The sequence below is a fragment of the Telluria sp. ZB2R32 genome (genome assembly GCF_059685715.1).
This window is the reverse complement of sequence record NZ_JCASIG010000006.1, coordinates 98,273-124,292: the sequence shown is the minus strand read 5'-3', so window position 1 is coordinate 124,292 and position 26,020 is coordinate 98,273. Positions and strand designations below refer to the sequence as shown.

Sequence of the window (26,020 nt, the reverse complement as noted above, 5' to 3'; positions counted from 1 at the left end):
TCGCACCGCGTGGACGGAGTCCACCCTACATTACGCGACGGCCAATAAAAAGGGCCGGCGAACCGGCCCTCCATCTAAAACACGCGCTTACTGGTGCGCGTGGTGCGTCGCCGTCAGCCTGCGCATCAGCGGCAGCACCGACAGCGCGATCAGCGTGCAGATCACCGCCGCGATGCCCAGCTTGTTGAACAGGCCCGTGTAGATCGGCAGCGTCTGCAGCGGATCGGTCATGCCTTGCGGGACGCTGGCGTAGTTGGCCACCACGCCGCCCAGGTACTGCGAGATGCCGACCGCGACGAAATAGGCGCCCATCATGAAGCCGCCCATGCGCGCCGGCACGTAGCGCGCCACCATCGCCAGGCCCAAACCCGACACCAGCAGTTCGCCCAGCGAATACAGGCCATAGCCGGCGATCATGATCCACGACGAGGTCAGGCCGTTGACGGCGAAGGCGCCGGCGAAGCCGTAGGTGAAGAAGCCGGCGGCCACCACCGAGAAGCCGAGCGCGAACTTGCCGGCGATCGAAAGGTCGGTGCCGGCGCGGCCGGCGCGGGTGTAGATCCAGGCCAGCACGGGCGAGAGCACCATGATCCAGATCGCGTTCAGGGCCTGGAACTGCGCCGGCGACCAGGTCCACAGGTGCGCGCCGAACACGTTGAATTCGAGGTCGACGTTACGCAGCGCGAACAGCGACAGCGAGGTGCTCATCTGCTGGTAGAAGATGAAGAAGAACACGGTCTGCAGCGTCAGCACCAGCGCCGCGATCAGGCCGGCGCGTTCGCTCGGCTCGCTCTTGCGGATCAGGTGCACGAAGATGCCCAGCACCACGAAGCCGGCCAGGTAGACGAACATGCGCGCCAGGCTCTGGTATTGCAGGATGACGGCGGACAGGCCCACCGCGACCACGCCACCCGCCAGCACCATGGCCAGCTTGCCCTTGTCGAGCGGCAGTTCGTCCGGCAGCGAGCCGACGTGGCGGATGGTGGCGCGCATCATCATCACGGTCAGCAGGCCGACGATCAGGCCGACGCTGCAGACGCCGAACGCCACGTGCCAGCCCAGTTCGTTGCCGTAGGCGGCATTGATGTGGTCCTTGATGGCGGGCGTGGCCAGCATCGAGAAGGTCGAGCCGACGTTGACGGCCATGTAGTAGATGGTAAAGGCGCTGTCGATCTTCGAATCGTCGCCTTCGTAGATCTTGCGCACCAGGTTGGCGGTGTTCGGCTTGAACAGGCCGTTGCCGACCACGATCACACCCAGCGCCGAGAACAGGAACCACGAGTTCGCGGTCGGCACTGCCATCAGGGCATAGCCGAGGGTCAGGATCATGGCGCCGAGCACCATGCTGCGGCGCGTGCCGAGGACCTTGTCGCCGATCCAGCCGCCGATGGCCGGCGCGACGTAGATCAGCGCGGCGGCGGCGCCCCAGACCAGGTTGGCGCGGCTGTCGTCGAAGCCCATGCGCTGGACCATGAAGTAGACGATCAGCGCCTGCATGCCGTAATAGCCGAAGCGCTCCCAGAGTTCGATCAGCGCCACCGTCATGAACGAGCGGGTCTGGCTGGTCGGCAGGATTTCCGTTTTCAATTTCTCTCCTTGTTGGAATATGCTTCACCGCCGGCTCATGACCAGCGGCAAGCCGTTGCATGCTACGCCACGACAACGCAATGCGCAATCCTGACAGGCCCAGCGCCGCGATGTTCCGTATTTCCGCACATGTGCGTGACGATGGCGCCGGCTGGACCACTCGGCCGTCTTTGACGAATTGCCCGCGAATGGGCCTGCGCCGGGACGCGTGGACGGGGAACCCGTCCACGCTACGCGGCAGCGGGGATGGCTTCGTTTTGCAGCAAGGCCGCGCAATCCGCGGCCGGCAGCGGCTTGCTGATGTAGTAGCCCTGGATCTCGTCGCAGCCGTAGGCCCGCAGCGCGTCCAGGTGGGAGATCGTCTCGACACCCTCGGCCACCACCTTCAGGTTCAGGCTGTGCGCGAGGCTGATCACGGCCTTGGTGATGGCGGCGTCGTCGGCGTCGTCGGGCAGGTCGCGCACGAAGGTGCGGTCGATCTTCAGCGCGTCGAGCGGGAAGCGCTTCAGGTAGGCCAGGCTCGAGTAGCCGGTGCCGAAATCGTCGACCGACAGGCGCATGCCCTGCGCCTTCAGGCAGGTCAGGATGCCCACCGCGCTTTCCGGGTCCGCCATCAGCATCGATTCGGTCAGCTCGAATTCGAGCAGGCGTGGGTCGATGCCGGCTGCGGCGACGATGCCGTGCACGGTGCCGGCAAAGCCGGCCTGCGCCAGCTGGCGCGCCGACAGGTTGCTCGCCACCGGCGGCACCGATGCATGCAGGGCGGACCAGGCGTGCACCTGGCGGCAGACTTCGGTGATGATCCATTCGCCTACGGGCAGGATCAGGCCGGTCTCCTCGAGGATCGAGATGAACTCGCCTGGTGCCACCAGGCCGCGCTCGGGATGGCGCCAGCGCAGCAGGGCTTCGAAGCCGCTCAGTGAGTTGTCGGCCAACTTTACTTTCGGCTGGTAATGCAATTCGAATTCGCCGCGCTCGAGCGCCAGGTGCAGCTGGGATTCGGTCTGCAGGCGCAATGCGGCATTCGCGTTCATCTCGGCGCGATAGAAGCGGTAGTTGTTGCGGCCGTCCTGCTTGGCGCTGTACATCGCCGTGTCGGCGTTTTTCAGCAGGGTGGCGGCGTCGATCCCATCCTCGGGCCAGGCGGCGATGCCGACGCTGGCCGAGACGAACAGCTGCTGGCCCTGCAGCAGGAAAGGCTGGGCCAGCGCCTCGACGATGCATTGCGCGATGGCCTCGGCCTGGCCGGGTGCCGCGAGCTGCGGCAGCACGACGGCAAACTCGTCGCCGCCCAGGCGCGCCACCACGTCGACAGCGCCGACGCAGGCCTGCAGACGCGCGCCGGCCTGCGCCAGCAGGGCGTCGCCGGCGCTGTGACCGAGCATGTCGTTGACGCTCTTGAAGCGGTCGAGGTCGATGAACATGACGCCGGCGCGCTCCCCGGACAGCGCCGCGCCGGCGATCGCTTCCTCCAGGCAGGTGCCGAGGCGATGGCGGTTCGGCAGGCCGGTGAGAGTGTCGAATTGCGCCAGCCAGGTCAGGCGCTTGCGTGCCTCCTCGCGCTCGACGGCGCTGGCCAGGATGTTGGCCAGGCTGCCCAGGAAGGCATCCTCGTCTTCCTGGAAGGTGCGTGCGGCGTCGGCGTAGACGACCAGCGCGCCAAAGGCGCGGCCGCCACCGGCGACGGCCGCCTCGATGCTTGCGCCGTCGAAGCCGAGCACGGCGGCGCTCCAGTGGGCCAGCGCCTCGCCCCCAGCGGGCGTGCAGGGAAAGGCAGTGCCGAGCGTGTTGGCCGGGAAGCCGTGCGCTGCCCGCAGGGTGGCGCTGCCGGCCGCCGGGTCGAAGTCGAACAGCGCGGCGTGGCGTACGTTGAGACCTTCGCAGGCGACCGCCGCGGCCATGTCGAACAAGCCGGCCAGCGGACCGCCTTCCAGCGCCTTGCGCCCGAGGCGTGCGAGCAGGCCCTGGCGCATCGCGTTCCAGACGATCGCATCCTCGAACTGCTTGCGCTCGCTGATGTCGACATCGATGCAAATGTATTTTTCGACCTGCGCGGCAGTATCGAAGATCGGCACGATGGTGCGGTACCACTGGCGCTCGCCGGCGCGCGTTGCGACCGCGACTTCGCCGCGCCAGACCGTGTCGGCCGGCGTCCAGCCGTTGCCGGCCTGGGGCAGCGGGCGCCCGACCAGTTCCTCGCGCGCATAGCCGGACTCCTGTATGAACAGGTCGTTGACGGCGATGACCAGCCCGGCGCGGTCGACTTCGCAGACGATCGCCGCCTGGTCGAGCGCGCTCTTGTGCTGGACCAGCGAATCCATCAGCGTGGAGATGCGCTGGCCGTAGGCGTCGCGCATGCTGGCGGCGCTGCGGTTCACGGCCAGGATCGCTTCGCGGATCTCGAGCGGCGTATCGGAGGAAATCGCGGCGCCGCCGTCGCCGTCTCCGGCGTCGAAGCGCAGGCGGCCGAGGTTTTTCAGCCAGCGTGCCAGCAGCGCACGCGCCAGCGCCAGGCTGAGCGCGAGGATCACGCCGGCCAGCAGGGCCGACTGCACCAGCAGCAGCCACAATTGCGAGGCCAGCCGGTGTTCGTCGAAATGCAGGCGCAGTACCCCGTAATCCGTGCCGCCGATATTGACTACCCGGTTGACGTCGTAGAGTTCGTGCGCGACGTGTTCGCTGAGCCAGGCGGGAGCCGGGGCCAGTGCCTGATCGGGCGCGGCCTCCACTCGGATGGTGCCGCCGTCCAGGTCGATGAAGACCGCGCTCTGGAACGGCGAGCGCAGCATCATCGTCGCCAGGGTGCGCCGCACCGTGTCGTAGTCGCCGATCACCGCGCTGTCCTCGACCGCGCGCGCCGCCACTTCGATCAGGGTATTGGCCGCATCCTGGGTTTCTTCGATATGCGCGAGGTACTGGTGGCGATAGAACATGCCCAGTCCGACCCCGGCGAACACCAGCATGCTCAGCGCAAACAGGGCGAAGACGCGCCCGACCAGGGTGCGCGGAAGCAGCAGGGTGACCAGTTTCAGCATGGGGTGCCGTGCCGCCTAGCGCAGCTCGGCCGGGGCGGCCTGGTAGAAGAGGCGGTAGGCCGCGTAGTCGGCGTCCGTGGCGGCGACGAAACCCACCGGCTGCGGCGCATGGATCAGCGCCGTCGCCGCGTCGAGAATGCGGCGGCCCTCGGGATCGCTGCGCATGCCCAGGAATGCCGCGGCCACGGCGCGCACTTGCGCCGCGGGTACCCGCCCCGACGCCATCAGCCCCAGGTCGTTGAACGGCGCCGAACTCCACAGCACGCGAAAGGACTGGTTCTCGCGTCCGCCATAATTCTGCACCAGTTGCGAATTGGCGCCGGCCGCCCTGGCCCGTCCGCTCGCGAGCTGGGTAAAGGCGGCATCCATGTTGCCTGCGAATGCCACCGTTACCGGGATTTTACGGCGCAGCAGTTCGGCGTAAGCGACCTTGTAGGCGACCAATGCTTCGGGTCCGGGAAAGGCAACGGTGCTGCCGGCCAGTTCCTCCAGGCGATGCACGGGCGAGTCGGCCGGCACGACGATCTGGGAACGCACCGGGTCGGCGTCGCGCCGCCCGAACACGGTCCAGCCCATCTTTGCCCGCTCCGGGCTGAACAGGTGATTGGTAAAGGCGAAATCGACTTCGCGCGCCAGAATGAAGCTGGTGGTGTCGGCTGAGGTACGGCCGAGTTTCAGGTTCAGCCGTACCCCGCTTTTGTGCGAGACATAGCGGATGATCGGGTTCCAGAAGCTGGCCGACACCTGCAAGTTGTACTGGTTAACGGGCGAGAAGTTATAGACGGGATGATTGGCGGCCACGGCGGTCGCGGCAAGGCCGGCAGGCGATACAGCGAGGAGCGCGGCGAAGCCGGCCCATAAGGTCATGCGCATGATAATGGGAACGGAAGGGGCGCTCGGCGAACGCGTGGAGCGGAACTATAGCAGAGTTCAACTAAAAGTTCTCAATTGCAACTGTTCCTGTTGCAAAGTCGCCGCGCCCTCCGTGTGCGTGCTTAAAACTGCTCCTCCGCCCGCAGATAACGCCACTGTCCGACCGGCAAGTCGCCCAGCTTGACCTTGCCGATGCGTACGCGCTTGAGGCCGACCACCTTCAGGCCGACCATGTCGCACATGCGGCGGATCTGGCGCTTCTTGCCTTCTTTCAGGGTGAAACTGAGCTGGTCGTCGTTTTGCCAGCGCACCTTGGCCGGCAGCAGCGGCTTGCCGTCCATCCACAGGCCGTGGTTGAGTTTCTTGAGGTCGGACTCGGGCAGCTTGCCCGGTTTGGTGTACTCGACCCGTACCAGGTATTCCTTGTCGACCGAGGTGGTCTCGCCGATCAGCTGCTTGGCGATGCGCCCGTCCTGGGTCAGCACCAGCAGGCCCACCGAGTCGATGTCGAGGCGCCCGGCCGGCACCAGCGAGCGCAGCTGGGTCGGGTGGAACTGTTCCGGCGCCGGATCGTCGGGCCAGCGGTTTTCCGGCTTGATCAGCGCCACGGCCGGCGTGTAGCCGTCTTCGGCCTGGCCCGACACGTAGCCCATCGGTTTGTTGATCAGGATCGTGACGCGCTTGGACTGCTCGGCCGCGGCCTGGCGCTCGACCGTGATGCGCTGGCTCGGGAGGACCTTGCTGCCCAGCTCCGCGACGACCTTGCCGTCGACCCGCACCCAGCCGCGCGCGATCCATTCATCGGCTTCGCGGCGCGAGCACAGGCCCAGTTCGGACATTCGTTTGGAGAGGCGGAGCGGTTCGGTCATTGGTAACTACTTATCAAGTGAGATGGGTTGTATCGGATCGTCTGAGTCAGATCGCCAGCGCGGCCAGCAGCTCTTTTTCCAGCTGCACCAGCACGCGCGGGTTGTTCAGGTTGGGGCCGTCGACGAGGAACACGTCCTCGACGCGCTCGCCCAGGGTCATGACCTTGGCCGTGTGCAGGTTGATGCGGTAGCGCGTGAGCACGTTCGCGATCGCATACAGCAGGCCGGTGCGGTCGTTGGCCGTGATCGAGAGCAGGTAATGCTGGCCGCGCTCGTCCGGGCGCAGTTCCACGTTTGGGGCCACCGGGAAGTGGCGCGACAGGCGCGACAGGCGCCCGCGCGTGGGGGCCGGCAGCGGCGCCTGCGAGATCAGCAGTTCGCACAGTTCGTGTTCGATCAGGCTGATGATGTCGCGGTAGTTGCGCGCGAAGTTTTCCTGGGTGACGAGGAAGCTGTCGAGCGCGTAGCCGCCCTGGGTGGTGTGGATCTTGGCGTCCAGGATCGAAAAATTCTGGCGGTCGAAATAGCTGCAGATGCGCGCGAACAGGTCGGGCTGGTCCTTCACGTACACGGCCACCTGCAAGCCTTCGCCGACCGGCGCCAGGCGTGCCTTGACCACCGGCCTGGTGCTGTCGACCTTGTCGTGCAGGCAGCGCGTCTGCCAGGCGATGTCGGAAGCGTCGTGGCGCAGGAAATACACCACATCGAGCTGGTTCCAGAGCGCCTCGTGCGCGTTGGCTGCGAGGCCGAACAGGCGCAACGTGGCCAGCGCTTCCTGCTGGCGCGTACGCAGTTCGCGGTCGGCCGAATGCTCTTCGCCGCCGAGCACGCGCAGCGTGATGCGGTACAGGTCTTCGAGCAGCTTCGCCTTCCAGGCATTCCACACCTTGGGGCTGGTGCCGCGGATGTCGGCCACCGTCAGCAGGTAGAGCGCGGTCAGGTGGCGCTCGTCCTTCATCACGGCGGCAAAGGCTTGGACCACGTCCGGGTCGGACAGGTCCTGCTTTTGCGCGACGTGCGACATGGTCAGATGGCGTTCGACCAGGAACACCACCAGTTCGGTGTCGCGCTCGGACATGCCGTGGTCGCGGCAGAACTCCTCGGCGTCGATCTTGCCCAGTTCCGAATGGTCGCCGCCGCGCCCCTTGGCAATGTCGTGGAACAGCGCCGCCACGTACAGCAGCCAGCGGTCGCGGAAGTTGGCGATGAGCTGGCTGCAGAACGGGTATTCGTGCGCGTGTTCGGCCATCGTGAAGCGGCGCAGGTTACGCACCACCATCATGATGTGCTGGTCGACGGTGTAGACGTGGAACAGGTCGTGCTGCATCTGGCCGACGATGTTGCGGAAGTTCGGCAGGTAGCGGCCCAGCACGCCGAAATCGTTCATGCGGCGCAGCGCGTGCACCAGGCCGATCGGCGCCTTCAGGATGCGCAGGAAGTTGGCGCGGTTGCCCTGGTCGGCGCGGAAGGCCTCGTCGATCAGGTTGCGCGCATGCCAGAGCGCGCGCGTGGTGCGCGCCGTCATGCCCCTGAGTTCGGGGCGCTCGGTCATGACGACGAAAATGGCGAGCACCGCCGACGGCGTGGTCTCGAAGGTATCGTCGCGCACGATGTCGATGAAACCGTTGACGTTGTTAAAGGAGGCGTCGATCGGCACCGGCACAGTGGGCTGCGGGAACAGGCGCGCCTCGATGTTCTGCAGCAGGATCGTGTTCAGCTGGGTCACGGTTTTCGCCGCCCAGTAGTAGCGCTGCATCAGGTATTCGCTGGCGCGGCGGGCGCCGGGGCCGGGCGGGTCGGATTCGAGGCCGAAGGATTCGGCGATCGCGGTCTGCACGTCGAACAGCAGGCGGTCTTCGCGCCGGTTGGTGTGCAGGTGCAGGCGCACGCGGATGTCCTTGAAGGCGCGCTCCTTTTCCATCAGCTGGCGCGCCTCGTCCTGGGTGATCAGTTCGCGCACGGCGAGCTGGCCCCAGGAGCTGGCCAGACCGGCCGCCTTGGCCACCCACAGGATCACCTGCAGGTCGCGCAGGGCGCCCGGGCTCTCCTTGCAGTTCGGCTCGAGTGCGAAGGCGGTGTACTCGTACTTGGCATGGCGCAGGCGCATCTCCGCGGTCTTGGCCTGGAAAAAGGCTTGCGGGTCGAGCGCTTCCTGGTAGCGTGTTTGCAGCTGTTCGAACAGTGCGGCGTCGCCGGTGACCAGGCGCGCTTCCAGCAAACTCGTCTGCACGGTGATGTCGGCCGCCGACTCGATCATGCATTCGTCGACCGTGCGGATGCTGTGGCCGATCTCCAGGCCGAGGTCCCACAGCAGCTGCACCAGGCCCTCGAGCCTGGCTTCGGTGATGGCGTCGGGCCGGGCGCCCAGCAGGATCAGCAGGTCGACGTCGGAATAGGGGAAGAGTTCGCCGCGGCCGTAGCCGCCCACGCCCACCAGCGCCGTGTTGACCGGCAGGCGCGCCGCCACCCAGGCTTCGGCGAGGATGTCGTCGACCAGCTGGCGCAGCCCGCGCAGCAGCTTTTCCGGCTTGCCGTCCTCGTGGAAGGCCGCGAACAGGACCTGGCGTTCGGCCTTCAGCCGGCTTTTCAATTCGGGGCGGGCATCATCGAGGGCGGCGGACATCGGTACCTCTATGCCTGGACGGCTTCTTTGTGGACGGGCCGCGCAGGCAGCACAATGGCCGGCGGCGGCGGGGTGCCGGCCGACTGGGTCAGGATCTCGTAGCCGGTCTCGGTGACCAGGATCATGTGTTCCCACTGGGCCGACATGCTGCGGTCGCGCGTCTTGATGGTCCAGCCATCCGGCATTTCCTTGATCTCGCGGCGGCCGGCATTGATCATCGGCTCGATCGTGAAGATCATGCCCGCTTCCAGCTTGTCCAGCGTACCCGGCTTGCCGTAGTGGAGCACCTGCGGCTCTTCGTGGAACACGCGGCCGATGCCGTGGCCGCAGAACTCGCGCACCACGCTGTAGCCGTTCTTTTCGGCGTGCTGCTGGATCACGTGGCCAATGTCGCCCAGGTGCGCACCCGGCTTGACTTTCGAGATGCCGAGCCACATGCATTCATAGGTCACTTCCGACAGGCGGCGCGCCAGGATCGACGGTTCGCCGATCAGGAACATGCGGCTGTTGTCGCCATGAAAACCATCCTTGGTGATGATGGTGACGTCGATATTCAAGGCATCGCCGTTCTTCAGCACCTTGTCGCCCGGGATGCCGTGGCAGATGACGTCGTTGACCGAGGTGCAGACCGCCTTCGGGAAGGGCGGATAGCCGGGCGGCGCGTAGTTCAGTGGCGCCGGCACCGTGCCTTGCACGTTGGTCATGTATTCGTGGCACAGGCGGTCGAGTTCGCCGGTGGTGACGCCGGCCTTGACGAAGGGGGTGATGTAATCGAGCACTTCGGCGCCGAGGCGGCCGGCCAGGCGCATGCCTTCGATTTCTTCCGGGGTTTTGATGGAGATGGACATGGATGAGCAGTTCAAGCGAACGGTAGGTTTTCTTCGCATTATAAGGGATGTGCCTGGGCCTTGCGGGGCAGGGAATACGGCTGCGATGTTCATGCGCCGCAACGGTGGGCATGCCCACCCTGCGGTATCCGGCATCGCGCGGCGTAGGGCGGGCATGCCCGCCGCTACAGAGCCAAAAGGCACGCAACGCTTGAATTCACACCCGAATTCCGCTAGAATCTCGGGTTGCTTGAACTGAGGTTCAGCAATGTTGTCAGAGAAATCCATTTTATTTATTCAAAATCGCGAAGTCGGCCGCCAAGGGTGCCCCAAAGGGTGACTGGCCGATATTCAAGAATTTAACCCTGGAGAATTACATGTCCGTTACTATGCGCGAAATGCTGGAAGCCGGTATTCACTTCGGCCACCAGACCCGTTTCTGGAACCCAAAGATGGCACCGTTCATCTTCGGTCATCGCAACAAGATCCACATCATCAACCTGGAAAAAACCATGGCGATGTACCAGGATGCGATGAAGACCATCAAGCAGATCTCGGCCAACCGCGGCACCATCCTGATGGTCGGCACCAAGCGCCAGGCCCGCGACATCATCGCCGCTGAAGCAGCGCGCGCTGGCGTTCCTTACGTCGACCAGCGCTGGCTGGGCGGCATGCTGACCAACTTCAAGACCATCAAGACCTCGATCAAGCGCCTGAAGGACATGGAAGCGCAAGTCGAAGACGGTTCGGTCGAGAAGCTGTCGAAGAAAGAAGCGCTGATGTTCTCGCGCGAAATGGTCAAGCTGCAGAAGTCGATCGGCGGCATCAAGGACCTGGGCGGCGTTCCTGACGCAATCTTCGTCGTCGACGTCGGCTACCACAAGGGCGCCATCACCGAAGCCGGCAAGCTGGGCATCCCGGTCATCGGCATCGTCGATACCAACCACTCGCCAGAAGGCGTTACCCACGTGATCCCTGGCAACGATGACTCGTCGAAGGCCATCACCCTGTACGCACGCGGCGTCGCCGATGCGATCCTGGAAGGCCGTGCCAGCGCCACCAACGACGTCGTCGAAATGGTCAAGGCCGGCGGCGACGACTTCGTCGAAGTCTCCGAGCAGGCGTAATCAGGCAAGACACGTCATTCCGGCATGCCGCAAGCGGCAGTCCGGAATGACTATGAAAAGGGGTGCCGCGCCGTAGCTGAGCACCCCTTTTTTTAAGCACAGAATTAGCAAGAAACAATCGAGTGGACGCCGTTGCGGCGTCCGCGACTCTGAACATCTTTAGGAGAGAAACATGGCAGCGATTACTGCAGCGATGGTAGGCGAACTGCGCGCGAAGACCGATGCGCCGATGATGGAATGCAAGAAAGCACTGACCGAAGCCGAAGGCGACATGGGCCGTGCCGAAGAGATCCTGCGCGTCAAGCTGGGCGGCAAGGCATCGAAGGCGTCGGCACGCGTGACCGCTGAAGGCGTGGTCGCGACCTACATCGCCGGCAACGTCGGCGCGCTGGTCGAAATCAACAGCGAAACCGACTTCGTCGCCAAGAACGACGACTTCCTGGCCATGGCCAACCTGGCGGCCAAGCTGGTCGCCGAGCAGAACCCTGCCGACGTGGCAGCCCTGTCGGCGCTCGACGCCGGCGGCCAGACCTTCGACGAACTGCGTTCGGCCCTGATCGGCAAGATCGGCGAGAACATGACCGTGCGCCGCTTCCAGCGCTTCGAGACCACCGGCAAGCTGGCGTCGTACCTGCACGGCACCCGTATCGGCGTCGTGGTCGACTACGAAGGCGCGGACGAGCAAGTCGGTAAAGATGTCGCGATGCACATCGCCGCCATGAAGCCGGTCGCCCTGTCGGCCGAAGGCGTGCCAGCCGAAATGATCGAGAAAGAGCGTTCGGTCGCCCAGCTGAAGGCCCAGGAAGATGCGGACGCGGCCGCTGCCGCCGGCAAGCCTGCGCAGTCGCCGGAAATCCTGGCCAAGCGCCTCGAAGGTTCGGTCCAGAAGTACCTGAAGGAAGTCTCGCTGCTGAACCAGACCTTCGTCAAGAACGACAAGCAGTCGATCGAGCAGATGCTGAAAGCCGCCAACACCACGGTGAAGGGCTTCACGATGTACGTCGTGGGCGAGGGCATCGAGAAGAAGGTCGACGACTTCGCCGCAGAAGTTGCAGCACAGATGGCTGCCAACAAGCAGTAATGTGAAAGCGGGCCGCAAGGCCCGTTTTTTTGACCCGTCGCTTTGCGGTGCCGGGTTACGTTGGGTGGGCTCCGCCCACTCAACGCGAAACCCCGAGCGTGCGCGCCAGTTTCGCCGCCATCTGTACATTTGCAGATGAGGCTCCAGGCACAGCCTGCGGCCAGAACCGAATTCGAACCAAACACTTAGGAGAGCGCTTCATCATGACCAAACCAGCCTACCAACGAGTCCTCCTTAAACTGTCTGGCGAAGCGCTGATGGGCGACGATCAGTTCGGCATCAATCGCGTGACCATCGACCGCATGGTCGCCGACGTCGCGGAAGTGGCGAAGCTGGGTGTCGAGCTGGCAGTCGTGATTGGCGGCGGCAACATCTTCCGCGGCGTCGCGCCGGGTGCGCAGGGCATGGACCGCGCCACCGCCGACTACATGGGCATGCTGGCCACCGTCATGAACGCGCTGGCCCTGGCCGATGCGATGCGCCACGTCGGCATCACCGCGCGCGTGATGTCGGCCATCGGCATCGACCAGGTGGTCGAGCCCTACGTACGCCCGAAAGCGCTGCAATACCTGGAAGAGGGCAAGGTCGTCGTCTTCGCCGCCGGCACCGGCAACCCCTTCTTTACCACCGACACCGCGGCCGCCCTGCGCGGCGCCGAAGTGGGTGCCCAGATCGTGCTGAAAGCCACCAAGGTCGATGGCGTTTATACTGCGGACCCGCAGAAGGACCCGAGCGCTACCCGCTACGAATCGATCTCGTTCGACGAGGCGATCTCGAAGCAGCTGCAGGTGATGGACGCCACCGCGTTCGCCCTCTGCCGTGACCAGAAACTCCCGATCAAGGTGTTTTCGATCGTCAAGCCCGGCGCCCTCAAGCGCGTGATCATGGGCGAAGACGAAGGTACCCTGGTACACGTTTAACAATAAATAGCAACACTGACTGACAGGAGAGCAGCATGTCCTTAGCTGACGTAAAAAAGAATGCGCAAGAGCGCATGAACAAGTCGATCGAAACCCTGCGTGCCGACCTGGCCAAGGTCCGCACCGGCCGCGCCCACACAGGTATCCTCGACCACATCACGGTCGATTACTACGGTGCGCCGACGCCGCTGTCGGGCGTTGCCAACGTCACCCTGATCGATGCGCGCACGATCGGCGTCCAGCCCTACGAAAAGAAGATGCTGAGCACGATCGAAAAGGCGATCCGCGATTCCGACCTGGGCCTGAACCCATCGACCTTCGGCGAACTGGTGCGCGTGCCGACGCCGGCCCTCACCGAAGAGCGCCGCAAGGAAATGGTCAAGCTGGTCAAGTCGGAAGCGGAAGACGCGAAAATTGCCGTCCGCAACATCCGTCGCGACGCCAACGAGCAGCTCAAGAAGATGGTCAAGGACAAGACGGCATCGGAAGACGACGAGCGCCGCGAGTCGGACCAGATCCAGAAGCTGACCGACAAGTTCGTCGCCGACATCGACAAGATGGTGGTCGAGAAGGAAAAAGAAGTCCTGACCGTGTAAGATGTCGGGCGCCGGGCGCTATCGCCCGGCAGGGGTGCTTGCCGCGCCCGGCAACACAGCAATACGTAAGCAGAAGTAACTGACAGTCGCATGCGGACCATTGGCGGGCACAATCGCGCGAGCGTTGTTCCGCTATCGTCCGCGCTTTGCGCTTTGCGCTTTGTCCGCACATTGTTCGCGTTTTTACCGCACACGCCATGATGGCAATCGATTTATGATCTTTAAGAGTTCCACGACCGTAGTTCCCGATGTGCCGGCCGTCCCGCGCCATATCGCCGTCATCATGGACGGCAATGGCCGCTGGGCGACGAAGCGCCTGCTGCCCCGCGTCGCGGGTCACGTCAAGGGCGTGGAAGCGGTGCGCGGCGTGGTCGAAGCCTGCGTGCTGCGCGGGGTCGAGTACCTGACCCTGTTCGCCTTTTCCTCGGAAAACTGGCGCCGTCCGCAAGAAGAAGTCTCGCTCCTGATGCGCCTGTTCGTCACCGCGCTCGAGCGCGAAGTGTCAAAGATGCACGCCAATAACATCCGCCTGAAAGTCGTCGGCGACCTGTCGCGCTTCGACGCCAAGCTGCGCGAGATGATCGCCAATGCCGAGCGCCGCACGGCCGGCAACACGCGCCTGACGGTGACGGTCTGCGCCAACTACGGCGGCCGTTGGGACATCATGCAAGCCACCGGCAAGATGGTGGCCAGCAATCCGGGTGTCACGGAATTCACCGAAGAGATGCTGGCGCCGCACCTGGCGATGGCCTACGCGCCCGAGCCCGACCTGTTCATCCGCACCGGCGGGGAAGAGCGCATCTCGAACTTCCTGCTGTGGCAGCTGGCCTATTCCGAACTGTATTTCACCGACACCTACTGGCCGGATTTCTCGGTCGAGTCGCTCGACGCGGCGATCGCGTCTTACCAGAGCCGCGAGCGCCGTTTCGGCCGGACCGGCGAACAAGTGGCCAAGAAAAAAAGCTGATGCTCAAAACCCGGATCCTCACCGCGCTCGTGCTGCTGGCAGTGCTCTTGCCAGTCCTGTATTCCAACAACTTCACGGCGTTCGCGGTGGTGGCGACCGCCTTCTTCGGCGCCGCCGTCTGGGAAACCTTCCGCCTGTTCAACCCCAAGTCGAACAAGGCGATCGTGGTGGCGGCCGCCTGGACCGCGGCCTTTGCCTGGACCTTCTTCTTCAACAATAACGGCGCGGCCCAGACCTTCTGGTTCGTGATCAGCGTGCTGGTCTGGGTACTGCGGTTCGTGCCTTCGCTGAAAACCGGCCTGCCGCCGCTCGACAGCCTCGCCAACACCCTGCTCAGCCTGACCTATGCGGTGTCGCTGGTCGGCTGCTTCGCGGCGATCGTCGCGCTATATGCGTATTCGCCGCTGTACCTGCTGTCGGTGCTGGCCATCGTCTGGTCGGCCGACATCTTCGCCTACGTCTGCGGCAAGACCTTCGGCAAGCGCAAGATCGCGCCGACGATCTCGCCCGGCAAATCCTGGGAAGGCGCCATCGGCGGCGGCATCGTCACCCTGGTGGTCGCCACGCTGGTCATCGCCTTCGGCGGCGAAGCGTTGGCCAACACGTTCCCGGTCCGCGTCCAGGCCAGCCTCGGCTGGGTTGCGACCTGGTTCATCCTGGCCCTGATGGTCGCCGCCAGCATCGTCGGCGACCTGTTCGAATCCCAGCTCAAGCGCCGCGCCGGCATGAAAGACAGCAGCAACCTGTTGCCCGGCCATGGCGGCGTGCTCGACCGGGTCGACGGCCTGGTTCCGGTATTGCCGCTGGCGGCACTGATCGGCACCTGGCTGTAAGCTGTAAGGAATTAAATCATGCAACGCATCACCATCCTCGGCGCCACCGGCTCGATCGGCGTCTCCACCCTCGACGTGCTCGCGCGTCATCCCGGGCAATACCAGGTCTACGCGCTGTCGGCGCATAGCCGCGTGGCCGAACTCGCCGCGCAATGCCGGCAATTTCGTCCGCAACGCGCCGTCGTCGGTACGCCCGAAGCGGCCGCCGAACTGACGCGCCTGCTGGCCGGCCTGCCGGTCGACGTCGCGCATGGCGAAGCGGCGCTGTGCGAGATCGCCGCCAGTCCCGATACCGATACCGTGATGGCCGCCATCGTCGGCGCCGCCGGCCTGGCGCCGACCCTGGCCGCCGCGCGCGCCGGCAAGAAGATCCTGCTGGCGAACAAGGAAGCGCTGGTCATGTCGGGCCAGCTGTTCATGGACGCCGTGCGCGAGCACAAGGCGACCCTGCTGCCGATCGACAGCGAACACAATGCGATTTTCCAGTCGCTGCCCGCGCACTATGCGCGCGCACCGGACGCAGCCGGCGTGGCGAAGATCCTGCTCACCGCTTCCGGCGGCCCGTTCCTGAACCGCGCCGTCGACACGCTCGAACAGGTCACGCCGGCAGAAGCCTGCAAGCATCCGAACTGGTCGATGGGCCGCAAGATCTCGGTCGACTCGGCGACGATGATGAACAAGGGCCTGGAAGTGATCGAGGCGCACTGGCTGTTCGGCGCATCGGCCGACCTGATCGAGGTGGTCATTCACCCGCAAAGCGTGATCCACTCGATGGTGTCCTACGTCGACGGTTCGGTACTGGCCCAGCTCGGCAACCCCGACATGAGGACGCCGATCGCGCATGCGCTGGCCTATCCCGAGCGCATCGCTTCCGGCGTGGCCCAGCTCGACCTCACCAGCATGGGCGCGCTGCACTTCCACCAGCCCGACTATGCGCGTTTCCCTTGCCTGGCGCTCGCTTTCGACGCCCTGCGCGCGGGCGGCACCGCCCCGGCGCTGCTGAACGCGGCCAACGAAATCGCGGTCGAAGCGTTTCTGGAAGAGCGCATCGGTTTCCGCGACATCGACCGCGTCGTGCGCCGCGTGATGGACGAGAACGAACATGGCGCCGCCGACGACATCGCCGCCGTAGTGGCCCAGGATGCGCGCGCCCGCGCCGCCGCCGCCGCCATCGTTGCCACAATCGCACGGAACTGACCATGAGCTTCCTCTACACCGCGGTCGCCTTCCTGCTGGCGCTGGGGCCGCTCATCATCTTCCACGAGCTCGGCCACTACTGGGTCGCGCGCGCCTGCGGCGTCAAGGTGCTGCGCTTCTCGGTCGGCATGGGTAAAGTGGTGTGGTCGCGCCGTGTCGGCAAGGACCAGACCGAATGGGCCGTCTCGGCGCTGCCGCTGGGCGGCTACGTCCAGTTCCTCGACAGCCGCGATCCCGAGACCGCGCCGAAGGACGAGTCCGAGCGGGCGCGCGACTTCATGCGCCAGAACGTCTGGAAGCGCATTGCCATCGTCGCCGCCGGGCCGGTCGCCAATTTCCTGCTGGCGATCGTGCTGTTCGGCGCGCTCTTCATGCATGGCCTGGAAGAGCCGGGAACCAAACTGCGCCCGATGGCGTCGAACACTCCGGCCTATACCGCTGGCCTGCGTGGCGGCGACAGCATCGTCGCCGTCAACGGCGAGCCGGTCGCCGGCTGGTCCGACCTGCGCTGGCAGGTCACGCACCTGGCGGTGGAGCGGCAGGATGCCCACCTCGACGTACGCGCCGCCAACGGCAGCCAGTATGCGGCCACGATTCCGGCCTCGGCCATGCTCGAACCAGGTCCGGACGCCGACCCGATGTCGACGCTCGGCCTGGACGTCTGGATCGGCATGCCGGTCGTGGAAAAGGCGGTCGAGGGCGGCGCCGGTGCGCGCGCCGGCCTGCTGCCCGGCGACGTCGTGCTCGGCGCCGACGGCAAGCCGTTTGCGCATGCCGCCGAATTCGTGCAGGCGGTGCGCGCGGCGCCGGGGCGCACGCTGCAATTGCAGGTACGGCGCGGCAGCCAGGAACTGGTGCTGCCGCTGACGCCGGCGGCGGACGCCAAAGGGCAAGGCCTGGCCGCCGTGGCGCTGGCGCCGGCGCTCGAGCGGGTGACGGTGCAATCCGGCCCGATCGACGCGGTCGTGAAGGGTGCGCGCCGCACCTGGGAGATGACGGCACTGACCTTCAAGATGATCGGCAAGATCGTCACGGGGCAGGCTTCGTTGAAGAACATCACCGGTCCGATCGCGATCGCCGACTACGCCGGACAGACCGCGCGCATGGGCCTGGCGACCTTTTTGGGCTTCATCGCAGTCGTCAGCGTCAGCCTCGGTGTCATGAATCTGTTACCAATCCCCGTGCTGGATGGGGGGCATTTGTTGTATTATTCGCTGGAAGTTTTGACCGGGCGTCCCCTGTCCGAGCGAATCCAGGGATTCGCGCAGCGCGCAGGGGTGGCCCTGCTGTTCATGCTGATGGCGCTCGCCATCTTCAATGACCTGTCGCAGCGGCTCTGAGGCGTCCACCCGCCGAGCAGCGACAGCGCGCCGCGGCACACAAGAATATTAGTATGTATGTTGTCCAATGACTGATTAGCCAATGAAATCACAACCAGATCGTTTTGCCCTGCCGTTCATTCGCCGCAGCCTGATCGGCGCGGCCGTGCTGGCGCTGTGCGCCGCTCCCGCGCTCGCCGTCAATCCGTTCGTCGTCAAGGACATCCGCATCGAAGGCATCCAGCGCACCGAAGCCGGCACCGTGTTCAGCTACCTGCCGGTACGCGTGGGCGAAACCTTCGACGACGACAAGAGCGTCGCCGCGATCAAGGCCCTGTACGCGACCGGCTTCTTCAAGGACATCCGCCTGGAAGAAGAGAAGGGCGTGCTGGTGGTGCTGGTCGAGGAACGTCCTGCCATCAACACCGTCGATTTCACCGGCACCAAGGAATTCGAGAAGGACATGCTGGTCAAGGCCCTGCGCGACATCGGCGTCGGCGAAGCCAAGATCTACGACAAGGCCGCGGTCGACCGCGCCGAGCAGGAACTCAAGCGCCAGTACCTGTCGCACGGCCTGTACGGCGTGAAGATCACGACTACCATCACCCCGATCGAGCGTAACCGCGTCAACGTCATGTTCAACGTCGACGAAGGCGACATGGCGCGCATCCGCCAGATCAACATCGTCGGCAACAAGGCCTTCTCGGACAAGGAACTGCGCGAAGTCTTCCAGCTGTCGACCTCGGGCTGGCTGACCTGGTATTCGAAAGCCGACCAGTACTCCAAGACCAAGCTGACCGGCGACCTCGAAGCGATCAAGTCGTTCTACCTCGACCGCGGCTACCTGGAAGCGACCGTCGAATCGACGCAGGTGGCGATCACGCCGGACAAGAAGGACATCTACCTCACCATCAACATCACCGAAGGCGAGAAGTACACCGTCTCGGGCGTCAAGCTCGAAGGCGAGACCTTCGGCCGCGAGGAAGAGTTGCGCCAGCTGATCCTGCTGCAGCCGGGCAAGACCTATTCGGGCGCGCTGCAGGAAGCCTCGAACAAGCGCATCGCCGCGCGCCTCGGCCAGTTCGGCTATGCCTTTGCCAACGTCAACGCCGACCCGCAGATCGACCGCGAGAAGCGCGAAGTCGCCTTTACCTTCGTCGTCGATCCGGGCAAGCGCGCCTACGTGCGCCACGTGAACATCTCGGGCAACACAGTCACCCGCGACGAAGTGATCCGCCGCGAATTCCGCCAGTTCGAAAGCAGCTGGTACGACGCCGACAAGGTCAAGCTCTCGCGCGACCGCGTCGACCGCCTCGGCTACTTCAAGGAAGTCAAGGTCGACACCCCGGAGTCGCCGGGCACCAGCGACCAGGTCGACATCAACCTGACGGTCGAGGAAAAGCCGACCGGTAACTTCATGATCGGCGGCTCGTTCTCGCAGGCCGAGAAGTTCACCTTCACCGCCTCGGTCCAGCAGGCCAACTTCGCCGGCAGCGGCCAGACGGTCGGCATCGACCTGAACACCTCGAAGTACAGCCGCACGATCGCGTTCTCGAACACGAACCCGTACTTCACCGACGACGGCATTTCGCGCGCCTTCCAGCTCTACCTGCGCACGACCCGTCCGCCGCTGTCGAACATCGGTTCCTACACGGTGCGCCAGACCGGCGGCAACCTGACCTTCGGTGTGCCGTTCTCCGAGACCGACACCGTCTACTTCGGCGCCGGCCTCGAGCGCACCTCGCTCGAAACCGATACCACCAGCCCGAAGCTGTACCGCGACTACGTGGCACAGAACGGCGGCCCGAACGATCCCAACGATCCGAACTACGGTGTCGGCACCGGCAAGAGCGTGTCGATCCCGCTGACCGTGGCCTGGGGCCGCGACAGCCGCGACAGCGCGCTGACGCCAAGCATCGGCCGCTACCAGCGCGCCAACTTCGAAATCGACGCGGTCGGCGACGCCAAGTACTTCCGCGTGGTCTACGAGCACCAGTGGTACCGTCCGCTGACTTCGTGGATGACGCTGGCCCTGCGCGGCGAACTCGATTACGGCAAGGGCATCGGCGGCAACTCGTACCCGGTCTTCAAGAACTTCTACGCAGGCGGCATCGGTTCGGTGCGCGGCTACGAAAGTTCGACCCTGGGCGTGGTCGACCCGGTCTACGGCGACGCCATCGGCGGTTCCAAGCGCGTCATCGGCAACGTCGAACTGCAGTTCCCGTTCCCGGGCAATACCAAGGACCGCAGCCTGCGCTGGTTCACCTTCGCCGACGGCGGCCAGGTGTTCCAGGAAAAGTCGAAGATCTTCCTGGGCGAACTGCGCTACTCGGCCGGTATCGGCCTGTCCTGGATTTCGCCGGTCGGTCCGCTGCGCTTGAGTTATGCTAAGCCCCTGAATGCGAAACCGGGCGACCAGCTCGAACGCTTCCAGTTCCAGATGGGCACGGGCTTCTGATCCGGCGCCCGGCTGCTTTACCTTATTCACCGCGGAGAACTATGTTGAAAAATCCGATAGCCTCCCTGCCACGCATGGTCCCCCACGTGCTGGTACTGGCAGCCCTGTGCATCGCCGCGCCGCTGGTGGCGGCGCAGACGGCGCCAAGCCGCATCGGCTTCGTAACCACCGAGCGCCTGATGACGGAATCGAAAATGGCCAAGGCGGCCGACGCCAAGATCCAGGCCGAGTTTTCGAAGCGCCAGAAGACGAACGAGGAGATGGTCGCCAAGTTCAAGCAGATGAGCGAAAAGTTCGACGCCGACGCGCCGCGCCTGACCGACGTCGAGCGCACCCGCCGTGCGCGCGAACTGTTCGACATGGAAAAAGACGTGCAGCGCATGAACCGCGAGTTCACCGAAGACCTCATGCAGAGGAAGAGCGAAGAGCGCGCGGCGATCGCCACCAAGGCGTATAAGCTGATCGAACAGATCGCCGAGCAGGAAAAGCTCGACGCCGTCCTGCAGGAAGCCGCATGGTCGAGCCCGCGCATCGACATCACCGACAGGATCTTGAAACTGCTGGACAAGTAACTTGGAACATCGCGAACAAACACGGCCGGGCGTACGCCTCGGCGACCTGGTCGAGCGCTTCGGCGGCCAGTTGACGGGCGACCCCGACCTGGTGGTGGCATCGATTGCACCGCTCGACAGCGCCGGCCCGGCCCAGATCAGCTTCCTCAGCAACAGCAAGCTGCGCGCGCTGGCCGCGCAAAGCGAAGCCGCGGCGCTGATCCTGTCGCCGCTGGACGACCCGTCGGTCGCCGCCACCTATGCTGGCGCGCGCATCGTCACGACCAATCCCTACGCCTATTTCGCCCGCGCCGCGCAGTATTTCGTGTCGCTCGAAGAAGCGCCGCCGGCGCCGGGCATCCACCCGAGCGCCGTGGTCGACCCGTCGGCCGAGATCGACGCCTCGGCCCACGTCGGCCCGCACGTCACGATCGAGGCGGGTGTGACCGTGAAAGCGGGCGCCGTCATCGACCATGGCTGCTTCGTCGGCCGCGGCGCGGTGGTGGGCGAGGGCACGCACTTTTTCGCCAACGTCACCTTCCACCGCGGCTGCATCATCGGCGCGCGCGGCATCGTGCATTCGGGCGCCGTGATCGGCGGCGACGGCTTCGGCTTCGCCAACGAGGCCGGCGTCTACATCAAGATCCCGCAAACCGGGCGCGTGGTGATCGGCGACGACGTCGACATCGGCTCGAACACCTCGATCGACCGCGGCGCGCTGGCCGACACCGTCATCGAAGACGGCGTCAAGCTCGACAACCAGATCCAGATCGGCCACAACTGCCACATCGGCAAGCACACGGCCATGGCCGGCTGCGTCGGCGTGGCCGGCAGCGCGAAGATCGGCAGCCGCTGCACTTTTGGGGGCGCAGCGATGGTGCTGGGCCACCTCGAGATCGCCGACAACGTGCACATCTCGTCGGGCAGCATGGTCTCGCGCTCGGTGCTCGAACCGGGCCAGTACACGGGCTTCTATCCACTCGCGAAAAACGCCGAATGGGAGAAGTCGGCCGCGATCGTGCGCAACCTGAACACCATGCGCGACAAGATCCGCGCACTGGAAAAAACAATTAAAACGATTACAGAACCAAAATGACCGATACCAACACCACCGCCCCGAAGCGCACCCTGAACATCACCGAGATCAAGGAATACCTGCCGCACCGCTATCCGCTGCTGCTGGTCGACCGCGTACTGGACGTCGAAGTGGGCAAGCGCATCACCGCCATCAAGAACGTGACCGTCAACGAGGAATTCTTCAACGGCCACTTCCCGCACCAGCCGGTGATGCCGGGCGTGCTGATGATCGAAGCGATGGCGCAAACGGCCGCCATCCTGTCGTTCATGACGATGGACGTGAAGCCGGACGAGAACTCGGTCGTGTATTTCGTCGGCATCGACAACGCGCGCTTCAAGCGTCCGGTCGGTCCTGGCGACCAGCTGGTAATGGACGTCGAGATCCTGCGCGTCTCGCGCGGCATCTGGAAGTACAAGGCGACGGCCAGCGTCGACGGCAAGGTGGCGGTGGAAGGTGAACTGATGTGCACCATCCGCGCAAACGAAAATGCAGCTCCAACGGCGGCAGCGGGGCAGTAATGACCACGATTCACGCCACTGCGATCGTCGATCCGAAGGCCGAGCTCGATAGCTCGGTCGAAGTCGGCCCGTATTCGATCATCGGCCCGAACGTGCGCATCGACGCCGGCACCGTGGTCGGTCCGCACGTGGTAATCGAAGGCCACACGACGATCGGCAAGGACAACAAATTCTTCCAGTTCGGGTCGATCGGCGCCGCGCCGCAGGACAAGAAATGGAAGGGCGAACCGACGCGCCTGGAAATCGGCGACGGCAACACGATCCGCGAATTCGTCACCTTCAACCTGGGTACCGCCCAGGACGAAGGCGTGACCCGTCTGGGCGACGACAACTGGATCTCGGCCTACGTCCACCTGGCGCACGACTGCCAGGTCGGCAGCCACACGATCTTTTCGAACAACGCGCAGCTGGCCGGCCACGTCGTCGTCGGCGACCATGCGATCCTGTCGGGTTACGCCGGCGTGCACCAGTTCTGCAAGATCGGCGCCCATGCCTTCATCGGCATGTACACGAGTCTCACCCAGGACGTGCCGCCCTTCGTGCTGGTATCGGGGAATCCGGCCGGCGCGCGCGGCGTCAACATCGAAGGCCTCAAGCGCCGCGGTTTCACGCGCCCGCAGATCGACGGCATCCGCGCCGCCTACAAGCACATCTACCGCTCCAACCTGACGCTGGAGGAGGCCAAGGCCGCGCTGGCACGCGAAGAAGAAGCGATGCCGGAAGCGGCCGCTGACATTCGCGCCATGCGCGACTTCCTCGGCAGCGCCACCCGTGGCATCGTCCGCTGAGGAGATTTCGCTGGCCCTGGTCGCCGGCGAGGTCTCGGGCGACATGCTCGCCGCGCGCCTGCTGGCCGGCCTGCGTCCGCACCTGCCGCATGCGCGTTTCCACGGCATCGGCGGCCCGCGCATGATCGAGCAGGGCCTGGTGTCGGACGTGCCGATCGACACGCTCACGGTGCGCGGCCTGTTCGAAATCATTCCGCGCTACCGCGAAATCAAGGGCATCCAAAACCGCCTGCGCGACCGCCTGATCGCCGAGCGGCCGGCCGCCTTCATCGGCGCCGACTACCCCGGCTTCAACCTCGGCCTCGAAGAACAGCTGCGCGCCGCCGGCATCCCCACCGTGCACTTCGTCGGCCCGCAGATCTGGGCCTGGCGCGGCGGGCGCATCAAGAAGATCCAACGCGCGGTCTCGCACATGCTGGTGATCTTCCCGTTCGAGGAAAAGATCTACCAGGACGCCGGCGTGCCCGTGACCTATATCGGCCATCCTTTAGCGGAAACCATCCCGCTGGTGCCCGACGTGGCGGCGGCGCGCGCGAAGCTCGGCCTGGCGCCGGATGCGCGCGTGGTGACCGTCATGCCCGGCAGCCGCATGGGCGAACTGAAATACCTGGCCGAGCCCTTCGTGCGCGCCGCCGGCCTGCTGGCAAGACGCGATCCGGGCCTGCATTTCGTCGTGCCGATGGCGGGCGAGAAGCAGCGCGCCTATTTCAGCCAGATCGTGGCGCAGGCCGGGTTGCAGGACATCGCCCTGCACCTGGTCGACAATTCGCACACCGCGATCGCCGCCGCCGACGCCGTGCTGGTGGCTTCGGGCACGGCGACGCTGGAAGTGGCGCTGTTCAAGAAGCCGATGGTGATCGCCTATAAAGTCATGCGCGCGTCATGGGAAATCATGCGCCACATGGGCTACCAGCCCTGGATCGGCCTGCCCAACATCCTGGCGCGCGAATTCCTGGTGCCGGAATTGCTGCAGCATGCGGTGACCCCGGACACGCTGGCCGACGCGGTGTGGAAACAACTGAATGATGCCGCGGGACGCGACCGGCTTGCGGCGCGCTTCACGGAGATGCATCATGGCCTCCTGCGCGACAGCGCCGCGGTGAGTGCCGAAGCCGTGTTGCGGATCATCCGTTAAAATCGGCGGGCATGCCCGCCCTAAGGTGTGCACCGGCCGCCGCCGGGGTCGATATCGGCGGGCATGCCCGCCTTGCACACGCGTCCCGGGGCGAACCGCGTTTGTCGAATGCGGCCCAAACGAACCGATACCCGAATTTCGAATCAAAAACACAAGCACCATGAGCAAAAAACGCGTCAACTTCTACCCCGGCCTGCCGCCGCGCCTGCGCCCCTTCACCGACCTCGACATCGTCTGCGGCGTCGACGAGGCCGGCCGCGGCCCGCTGGCGGGGCCGGTGTTCGCCGCTGCCGTCATCCTCGACCCCAAGCGGCCGATCGAGGGACTGCGCGACTCCAAGAAGCTGACCGAAGCGCGCCGCGACGAACTGGCGCCGCAGATCCGCGAATACGCGCTGGCCTGGGCGATTGCCGAAGCCTCGTGCGAAGAGATCGACACCCTCAACATCCTGCACGCCACCATGCTGGCCATGCGCCGCGCCGTCGAAGCGCTGCAAACGCTGCCGACCATCGCCCTGATCGACGGCAACCGCTGCCCGCCGATGGACATCCGCGCCCATGCCGTGATCGAGGGCGACGACAAGTGCCACGCGATTTCGGCCGCCTCGATCCTGGCCAAGACCGCGCGCGACGCCGAGCTGGTACGCCTGCACGCGCAATATCCGGAATACTGCTTCGACCAGCACAAGGGCTATTCGACCGCGCTGCACCTGGAGCGCCTGCGCCTGCACGGCCCGTCGCCGGTGCACCGCCGCTCGTTCGCCCCGGTGCGCAACCTGCTGCAGGTCGACCTGTTCGCGGCACCCGTGGCACCCGTGGATGAAAGCGTGGCCCTCGCATGAAGTCGGTCACCTCGCGCGACAATCCGTTTTATAAGGACCTCAAGGCGCTGGCCGCCAGTTCGCAGGCGCGGCGCAAGGCCGGGCGCACGCTGCTCGACGGCGTGCACCTGTGCCAGTCCTGGCTCGACCTGCGCGGCGCCCCGGCGCATTGCGTGGTGTCGGATAGCGCCCTGCACAACCCGGAAGTGGCGGACATCGTCGCCCGCTGCGAAAGCGTGCGCGCCCACGTGACGGCCTTGCCCGATGCGCTGTTCGGCGCCGTCAGCCAGGTCGAGCATGGCGTCAACCTGCTGTTCCTGGTCGAGACGCCGGCACCCGTCCAGCCGCAAGCCTTGACTGTCTCGGCGGTACTGCTCGATGGCGTGCAGGACCCCGGCAACGTCGGCTCCATTTTGCGCAGCGCCGGCGCGGCCGGCATCACGCAAGTGTTCTGCAGCACCGGCAGCGCCTTTTGCTGGTCGCCCAAGGTACTGCGCGCGGCGATGGGCGCGCACTTCGTGCTCGAGATCTTCGAGAACGTCGACCTCGGCGCCCTGATCGACAACTCCAGCATTGCGGTATTGGCGATGAGCGGCTATGCCCAACAGAAGCTGTATGACGTCGACCTGCGCGCACCGGTGGCCTGGCTGCTCGGCCACGAAGGGCAGGGCGTGGCCGACGATCTGATGGCGCGCGCCACGCACCAGGTGGTGATCCCGCATGCGGGCCAGGTCGAGTCGCTGAACGTGGCCGCCGCCGCCGCCATCTGCTTCTTCGAACAGCTGCGCCAGCGCGGGTGATGGACTGGAAGGGCGCCG

The 26,020-nt window shown here is 65.2% G+C and carries 22 protein-coding genes; 16 read left to right on the top strand and 6 right to left on the bottom strand.

Going from position 1 to position 26,020, the window contains the following annotated elements:
- Positions 1 to 87 precede the first annotated feature (87 nt).
- The 6 genes from AC56LG_RS18195 to map all read right to left on the bottom strand — a co-directional run bounded on the left by AC56LG_RS18195 (position 88) and on the right by map (position 9,835).
- Complete coding sequence (locus tag AC56LG_RS18195; RefSeq protein ID WP_497167473.1) at positions 88 to 1,587, bottom strand: peptide MFS transporter; 1,500 nt, start codon at positions 1,585 to 1,587, stop codon at positions 88 to 90.
- A 230-nt stretch (positions 1,588 to 1,817) separates the two neighbouring features.
- On the bottom strand, positions 1,818 to 4,622 hold the full coding sequence (locus AC56LG_RS18190; protein WP_497167472.1) for a putative bifunctional diguanylate cyclase/phosphodiesterase: 2,805 nt from the start codon (positions 4,620 to 4,622) through the stop codon (positions 1,818 to 1,820).
- 15 nt (positions 4,623 to 4,637) lie between these two features.
- Entirely contained in the window at positions 4,638 to 5,495 is an 858-nt protein-coding gene (locus AC56LG_RS18185; RefSeq protein WP_497167471.1) for a phosphate/phosphite/phosphonate ABC transporter substrate-binding protein, read from the bottom strand.
- A gap of 122 nt (positions 5,496 to 5,617) precedes the next feature.
- Positions 5,618 to 6,364, bottom strand: a complete 747-nt coding sequence (locus AC56LG_RS18180) for a pseudouridine synthase (protein WP_497167470.1) — start codon at positions 6,362 to 6,364, stop codon at positions 5,618 to 5,620.
- Positions 6,365 to 6,410: 46 nt separating this feature from the next.
- A complete protein-coding gene (locus tag AC56LG_RS18175) occupies positions 6,411 to 8,987 on the bottom strand; it encodes a [protein-PII] uridylyltransferase (protein WP_497167469.1) in 2,577 nt (858 codons plus the stop codon).
- Positions 8,988 to 8,995: 8 nt separating this feature from the next.
- Complete coding sequence (gene map, locus AC56LG_RS18170; protein WP_497167468.1) at positions 8,996 to 9,835, bottom strand: type I methionyl aminopeptidase; 840 nt, start codon at positions 9,833 to 9,835, stop codon at positions 8,996 to 8,998.
- A gap of 356 nt (positions 9,836 to 10,191) precedes the next feature.
- Between map and rpsB the strand changes: the two genes are divergently transcribed.
- The 16 genes from rpsB (at position 10,192) to AC56LG_RS18090 (ending at position 26,002) form a co-directional block, all read left to right on the top strand.
- Positions 10,192 to 10,941: a 30S ribosomal protein S2 gene (gene rpsB / locus AC56LG_RS18165; RefSeq protein WP_192052102.1), complete on the top strand. Its 750-nt coding sequence runs from the start codon at positions 10,192 to 10,194 to the stop codon at positions 10,939 to 10,941.
- Positions 10,942 to 11,113: 172 nt separating this feature from the next.
- Positions 11,114 to 12,022 (top strand): translation elongation factor Ts, encoded by a 909-nt coding sequence (gene tsf / locus AC56LG_RS18160; protein ID WP_192052101.1) that lies wholly within the window; start codon positions 11,114 to 11,116, stop codon positions 12,020 to 12,022.
- Between the two features lie 203 nt (positions 12,023 to 12,225).
- The gene (gene pyrH, locus AC56LG_RS18155; protein ID WP_192052100.1) at positions 12,226 to 12,942 is read left to right on the top strand and encodes a UMP kinase; all 717 of its coding nucleotides are present in this window, start codon (positions 12,226 to 12,228) and stop codon (positions 12,940 to 12,942) included.
- A 35-nt stretch (positions 12,943 to 12,977) separates the two neighbouring features.
- On the top strand, positions 12,978 to 13,538 hold the full coding sequence (gene frr, locus AC56LG_RS18150) for a ribosome recycling factor (protein ID WP_497167467.1): 561 nt from the start codon (positions 12,978 to 12,980) through the stop codon (positions 13,536 to 13,538).
- 214 nt (positions 13,539 to 13,752) lie between these two features.
- Positions 13,753 to 14,505 (top strand): polyprenyl diphosphate synthase, encoded by a 753-nt coding sequence (uppS, locus tag AC56LG_RS18145; RefSeq protein WP_497167466.1) that lies wholly within the window; start codon positions 13,753 to 13,755, stop codon positions 14,503 to 14,505.
- A complete protein-coding gene (locus AC56LG_RS18140) occupies positions 14,505 to 15,338 on the top strand; it encodes a phosphatidate cytidylyltransferase (protein WP_497167465.1) in 834 nt (277 codons plus the stop codon). Before uppS ends, AC56LG_RS18140 begins: the two co-directional genes overlap by 1 nt.
- An 18-nt stretch (positions 15,339 to 15,356) precedes the next feature.
- Positions 15,357 to 16,535, top strand: coding sequence for a 1-deoxy-D-xylulose-5-phosphate reductoisomerase (gene ispC, locus AC56LG_RS18135; RefSeq protein WP_497167464.1), 1,179 nt, complete (start codon positions 15,357 to 15,359; stop codon positions 16,533 to 16,535).
- A gap of 2 nt (positions 16,536 to 16,537) precedes the next feature.
- Positions 16,538 to 17,875, top strand: coding sequence for an RIP metalloprotease RseP (rseP, locus tag AC56LG_RS18130; RefSeq protein ID WP_497167463.1), 1,338 nt, complete (start codon positions 16,538 to 16,540; stop codon positions 17,873 to 17,875).
- A gap of 82 nt (positions 17,876 to 17,957) precedes the next feature.
- On the top strand, positions 17,958 to 20,312 hold the full coding sequence (bamA, locus tag AC56LG_RS18125; protein ID WP_497167462.1) for an outer membrane protein assembly factor BamA: 2,355 nt from the start codon (positions 17,958 to 17,960) through the stop codon (positions 20,310 to 20,312).
- 41 nt (positions 20,313 to 20,353) lie between these two features.
- A complete protein-coding gene (locus AC56LG_RS18120; protein ID WP_192052093.1) occupies positions 20,354 to 20,884 on the top strand; it encodes an OmpH/Skp family outer membrane protein in 531 nt (176 codons plus the stop codon).
- 1 nt (position 20,885) lies between these two features.
- Positions 20,886 to 21,959 (top strand): UDP-3-O-(3-hydroxymyristoyl)glucosamine N-acyltransferase, encoded by a 1,074-nt coding sequence (lpxD, locus tag AC56LG_RS18115; RefSeq protein ID WP_497167461.1) that lies wholly within the window; start codon positions 20,886 to 20,888, stop codon positions 21,957 to 21,959.
- Positions 21,956 to 22,459 carry a 3-hydroxyacyl-ACP dehydratase FabZ gene (fabZ, locus tag AC56LG_RS18110; protein WP_497167460.1) on the top strand — a complete coding sequence of 168 codons (504 nt, stop codon included), beginning with the start codon at positions 21,956 to 21,958 and terminating at the stop codon, positions 22,457 to 22,459. The genes lpxD and fabZ overlap by 4 nt, the downstream gene beginning before the upstream one ends.
- Positions 22,459 to 23,247, top strand: coding sequence for an acyl-ACP--UDP-N-acetylglucosamine O-acyltransferase (lpxA, locus tag AC56LG_RS18105; protein ID WP_497167459.1), 789 nt, complete (start codon positions 22,459 to 22,461; stop codon positions 23,245 to 23,247). Before fabZ ends, lpxA begins: the two co-directional genes overlap by 1 nt.
- Positions 23,231 to 24,382 carry a lipid-A-disaccharide synthase gene (gene lpxB / locus AC56LG_RS18100; protein ID WP_497167458.1) on the top strand — a complete coding sequence of 384 codons (1,152 nt, stop codon included), beginning with the start codon at positions 23,231 to 23,233 and terminating at the stop codon, positions 24,380 to 24,382. Before lpxA ends, lpxB begins: the two co-directional genes overlap by 17 nt.
- Before the next feature lie 160 nt (positions 24,383 to 24,542).
- On the top strand, positions 24,543 to 25,223 hold the full coding sequence (gene rnhB / locus AC56LG_RS18095) for a ribonuclease HII (protein WP_497167457.1): 681 nt from the start codon (positions 24,543 to 24,545) through the stop codon (positions 25,221 to 25,223).
- Positions 25,220 to 26,002, top strand: a complete 783-nt coding sequence (locus AC56LG_RS18090; protein ID WP_497167456.1) for a TrmH family RNA methyltransferase — start codon at positions 25,220 to 25,222, stop codon at positions 26,000 to 26,002. The genes rnhB and AC56LG_RS18090 overlap by 4 nt, the downstream gene beginning before the upstream one ends.
- Positions 26,003 to 26,020 lie beyond the last annotated feature (18 nt).

What these genes read in the sequence shown, in the direction of transcription:
- AC56LG_RS18190 (WP_497167472.1), bottom strand. Translation starts at nt 4,622, where the DNA reads ATGCTGAAACTGGTCACCCTGCTGCTTCCGCGCACCCTGGTCGGGCGC.
- AC56LG_RS18185 (WP_497167471.1), bottom strand. Translation starts at nt 5,495, where the DNA reads ATGCGCATGACCTTATGGGCCGGCTTCGCCGCGCTCCTCGCTGTATCG.
- AC56LG_RS18180 (WP_497167470.1), bottom strand. Translation starts at nt 6,364, where the DNA reads ATGACCGAACCGCTCCGCCTCTCCAAACGAATGTCCGAACTGGGCCTG.
- AC56LG_RS18175 (WP_497167469.1), bottom strand. Translation starts at nt 8,987, where the DNA reads ATGTCCGCCGCCCTCGATGATGCCCGCCCCGAATTGAAAAGCCGGCTG.
- map (WP_497167468.1), bottom strand. Translation starts at nt 9,835, where the DNA reads ATGTCCATCTCCATCAAAACCCCGGAAGAAATCGAAGGCATGCGCCTG.
- rpsB (WP_192052102.1), top strand. Translation starts at nt 10,192, where the DNA reads ATGTCCGTTACTATGCGCGAAATGCTGGAAGCCGGTATTCACTTCGGC.
- tsf (WP_192052101.1), top strand. Translation starts at nt 11,114, where the DNA reads ATGGCAGCGATTACTGCAGCGATGGTAGGCGAACTGCGCGCGAAGACC.
- pyrH (WP_192052100.1), top strand. Translation starts at nt 12,226, where the DNA reads ATGACCAAACCAGCCTACCAACGAGTCCTCCTTAAACTGTCTGGCGAA.
- frr (WP_497167467.1), top strand. Translation starts at nt 12,978, where the DNA reads ATGTCCTTAGCTGACGTAAAAAAGAATGCGCAAGAGCGCATGAACAAG.
- uppS (WP_497167466.1), top strand. Translation starts at nt 13,753, where the DNA reads ATGATCTTTAAGAGTTCCACGACCGTAGTTCCCGATGTGCCGGCCGTC.
- AC56LG_RS18140 (WP_497167465.1), top strand. Translation starts at nt 14,505, where the DNA reads ATGCTCAAAACCCGGATCCTCACCGCGCTCGTGCTGCTGGCAGTGCTC.
- ispC (WP_497167464.1), top strand. Translation starts at nt 15,357, where the DNA reads ATGCAACGCATCACCATCCTCGGCGCCACCGGCTCGATCGGCGTCTCC.
- rseP (WP_497167463.1), top strand. Translation starts at nt 16,538, where the DNA reads ATGAGCTTCCTCTACACCGCGGTCGCCTTCCTGCTGGCGCTGGGGCCG.
- bamA (WP_497167462.1), top strand. Translation starts at nt 17,958, where the DNA reads ATGAAATCACAACCAGATCGTTTTGCCCTGCCGTTCATTCGCCGCAGC.
- AC56LG_RS18120 (WP_192052093.1), top strand. Translation starts at nt 20,354, where the DNA reads ATGTTGAAAAATCCGATAGCCTCCCTGCCACGCATGGTCCCCCACGTG.
- fabZ (WP_497167460.1), top strand. Translation starts at nt 21,956, where the DNA reads ATGACCGATACCAACACCACCGCCCCGAAGCGCACCCTGAACATCACC.
- lpxA (WP_497167459.1), top strand. Translation starts at nt 22,459, where the DNA reads ATGACCACGATTCACGCCACTGCGATCGTCGATCCGAAGGCCGAGCTC.
- rnhB (WP_497167457.1), top strand. Translation starts at nt 24,543, where the DNA reads ATGAGCAAAAAACGCGTCAACTTCTACCCCGGCCTGCCGCCGCGCCTG.
- AC56LG_RS18090 (WP_497167456.1), top strand. Translation starts at nt 25,220, where the DNA reads ATGAAGTCGGTCACCTCGCGCGACAATCCGTTTTATAAGGACCTCAAG.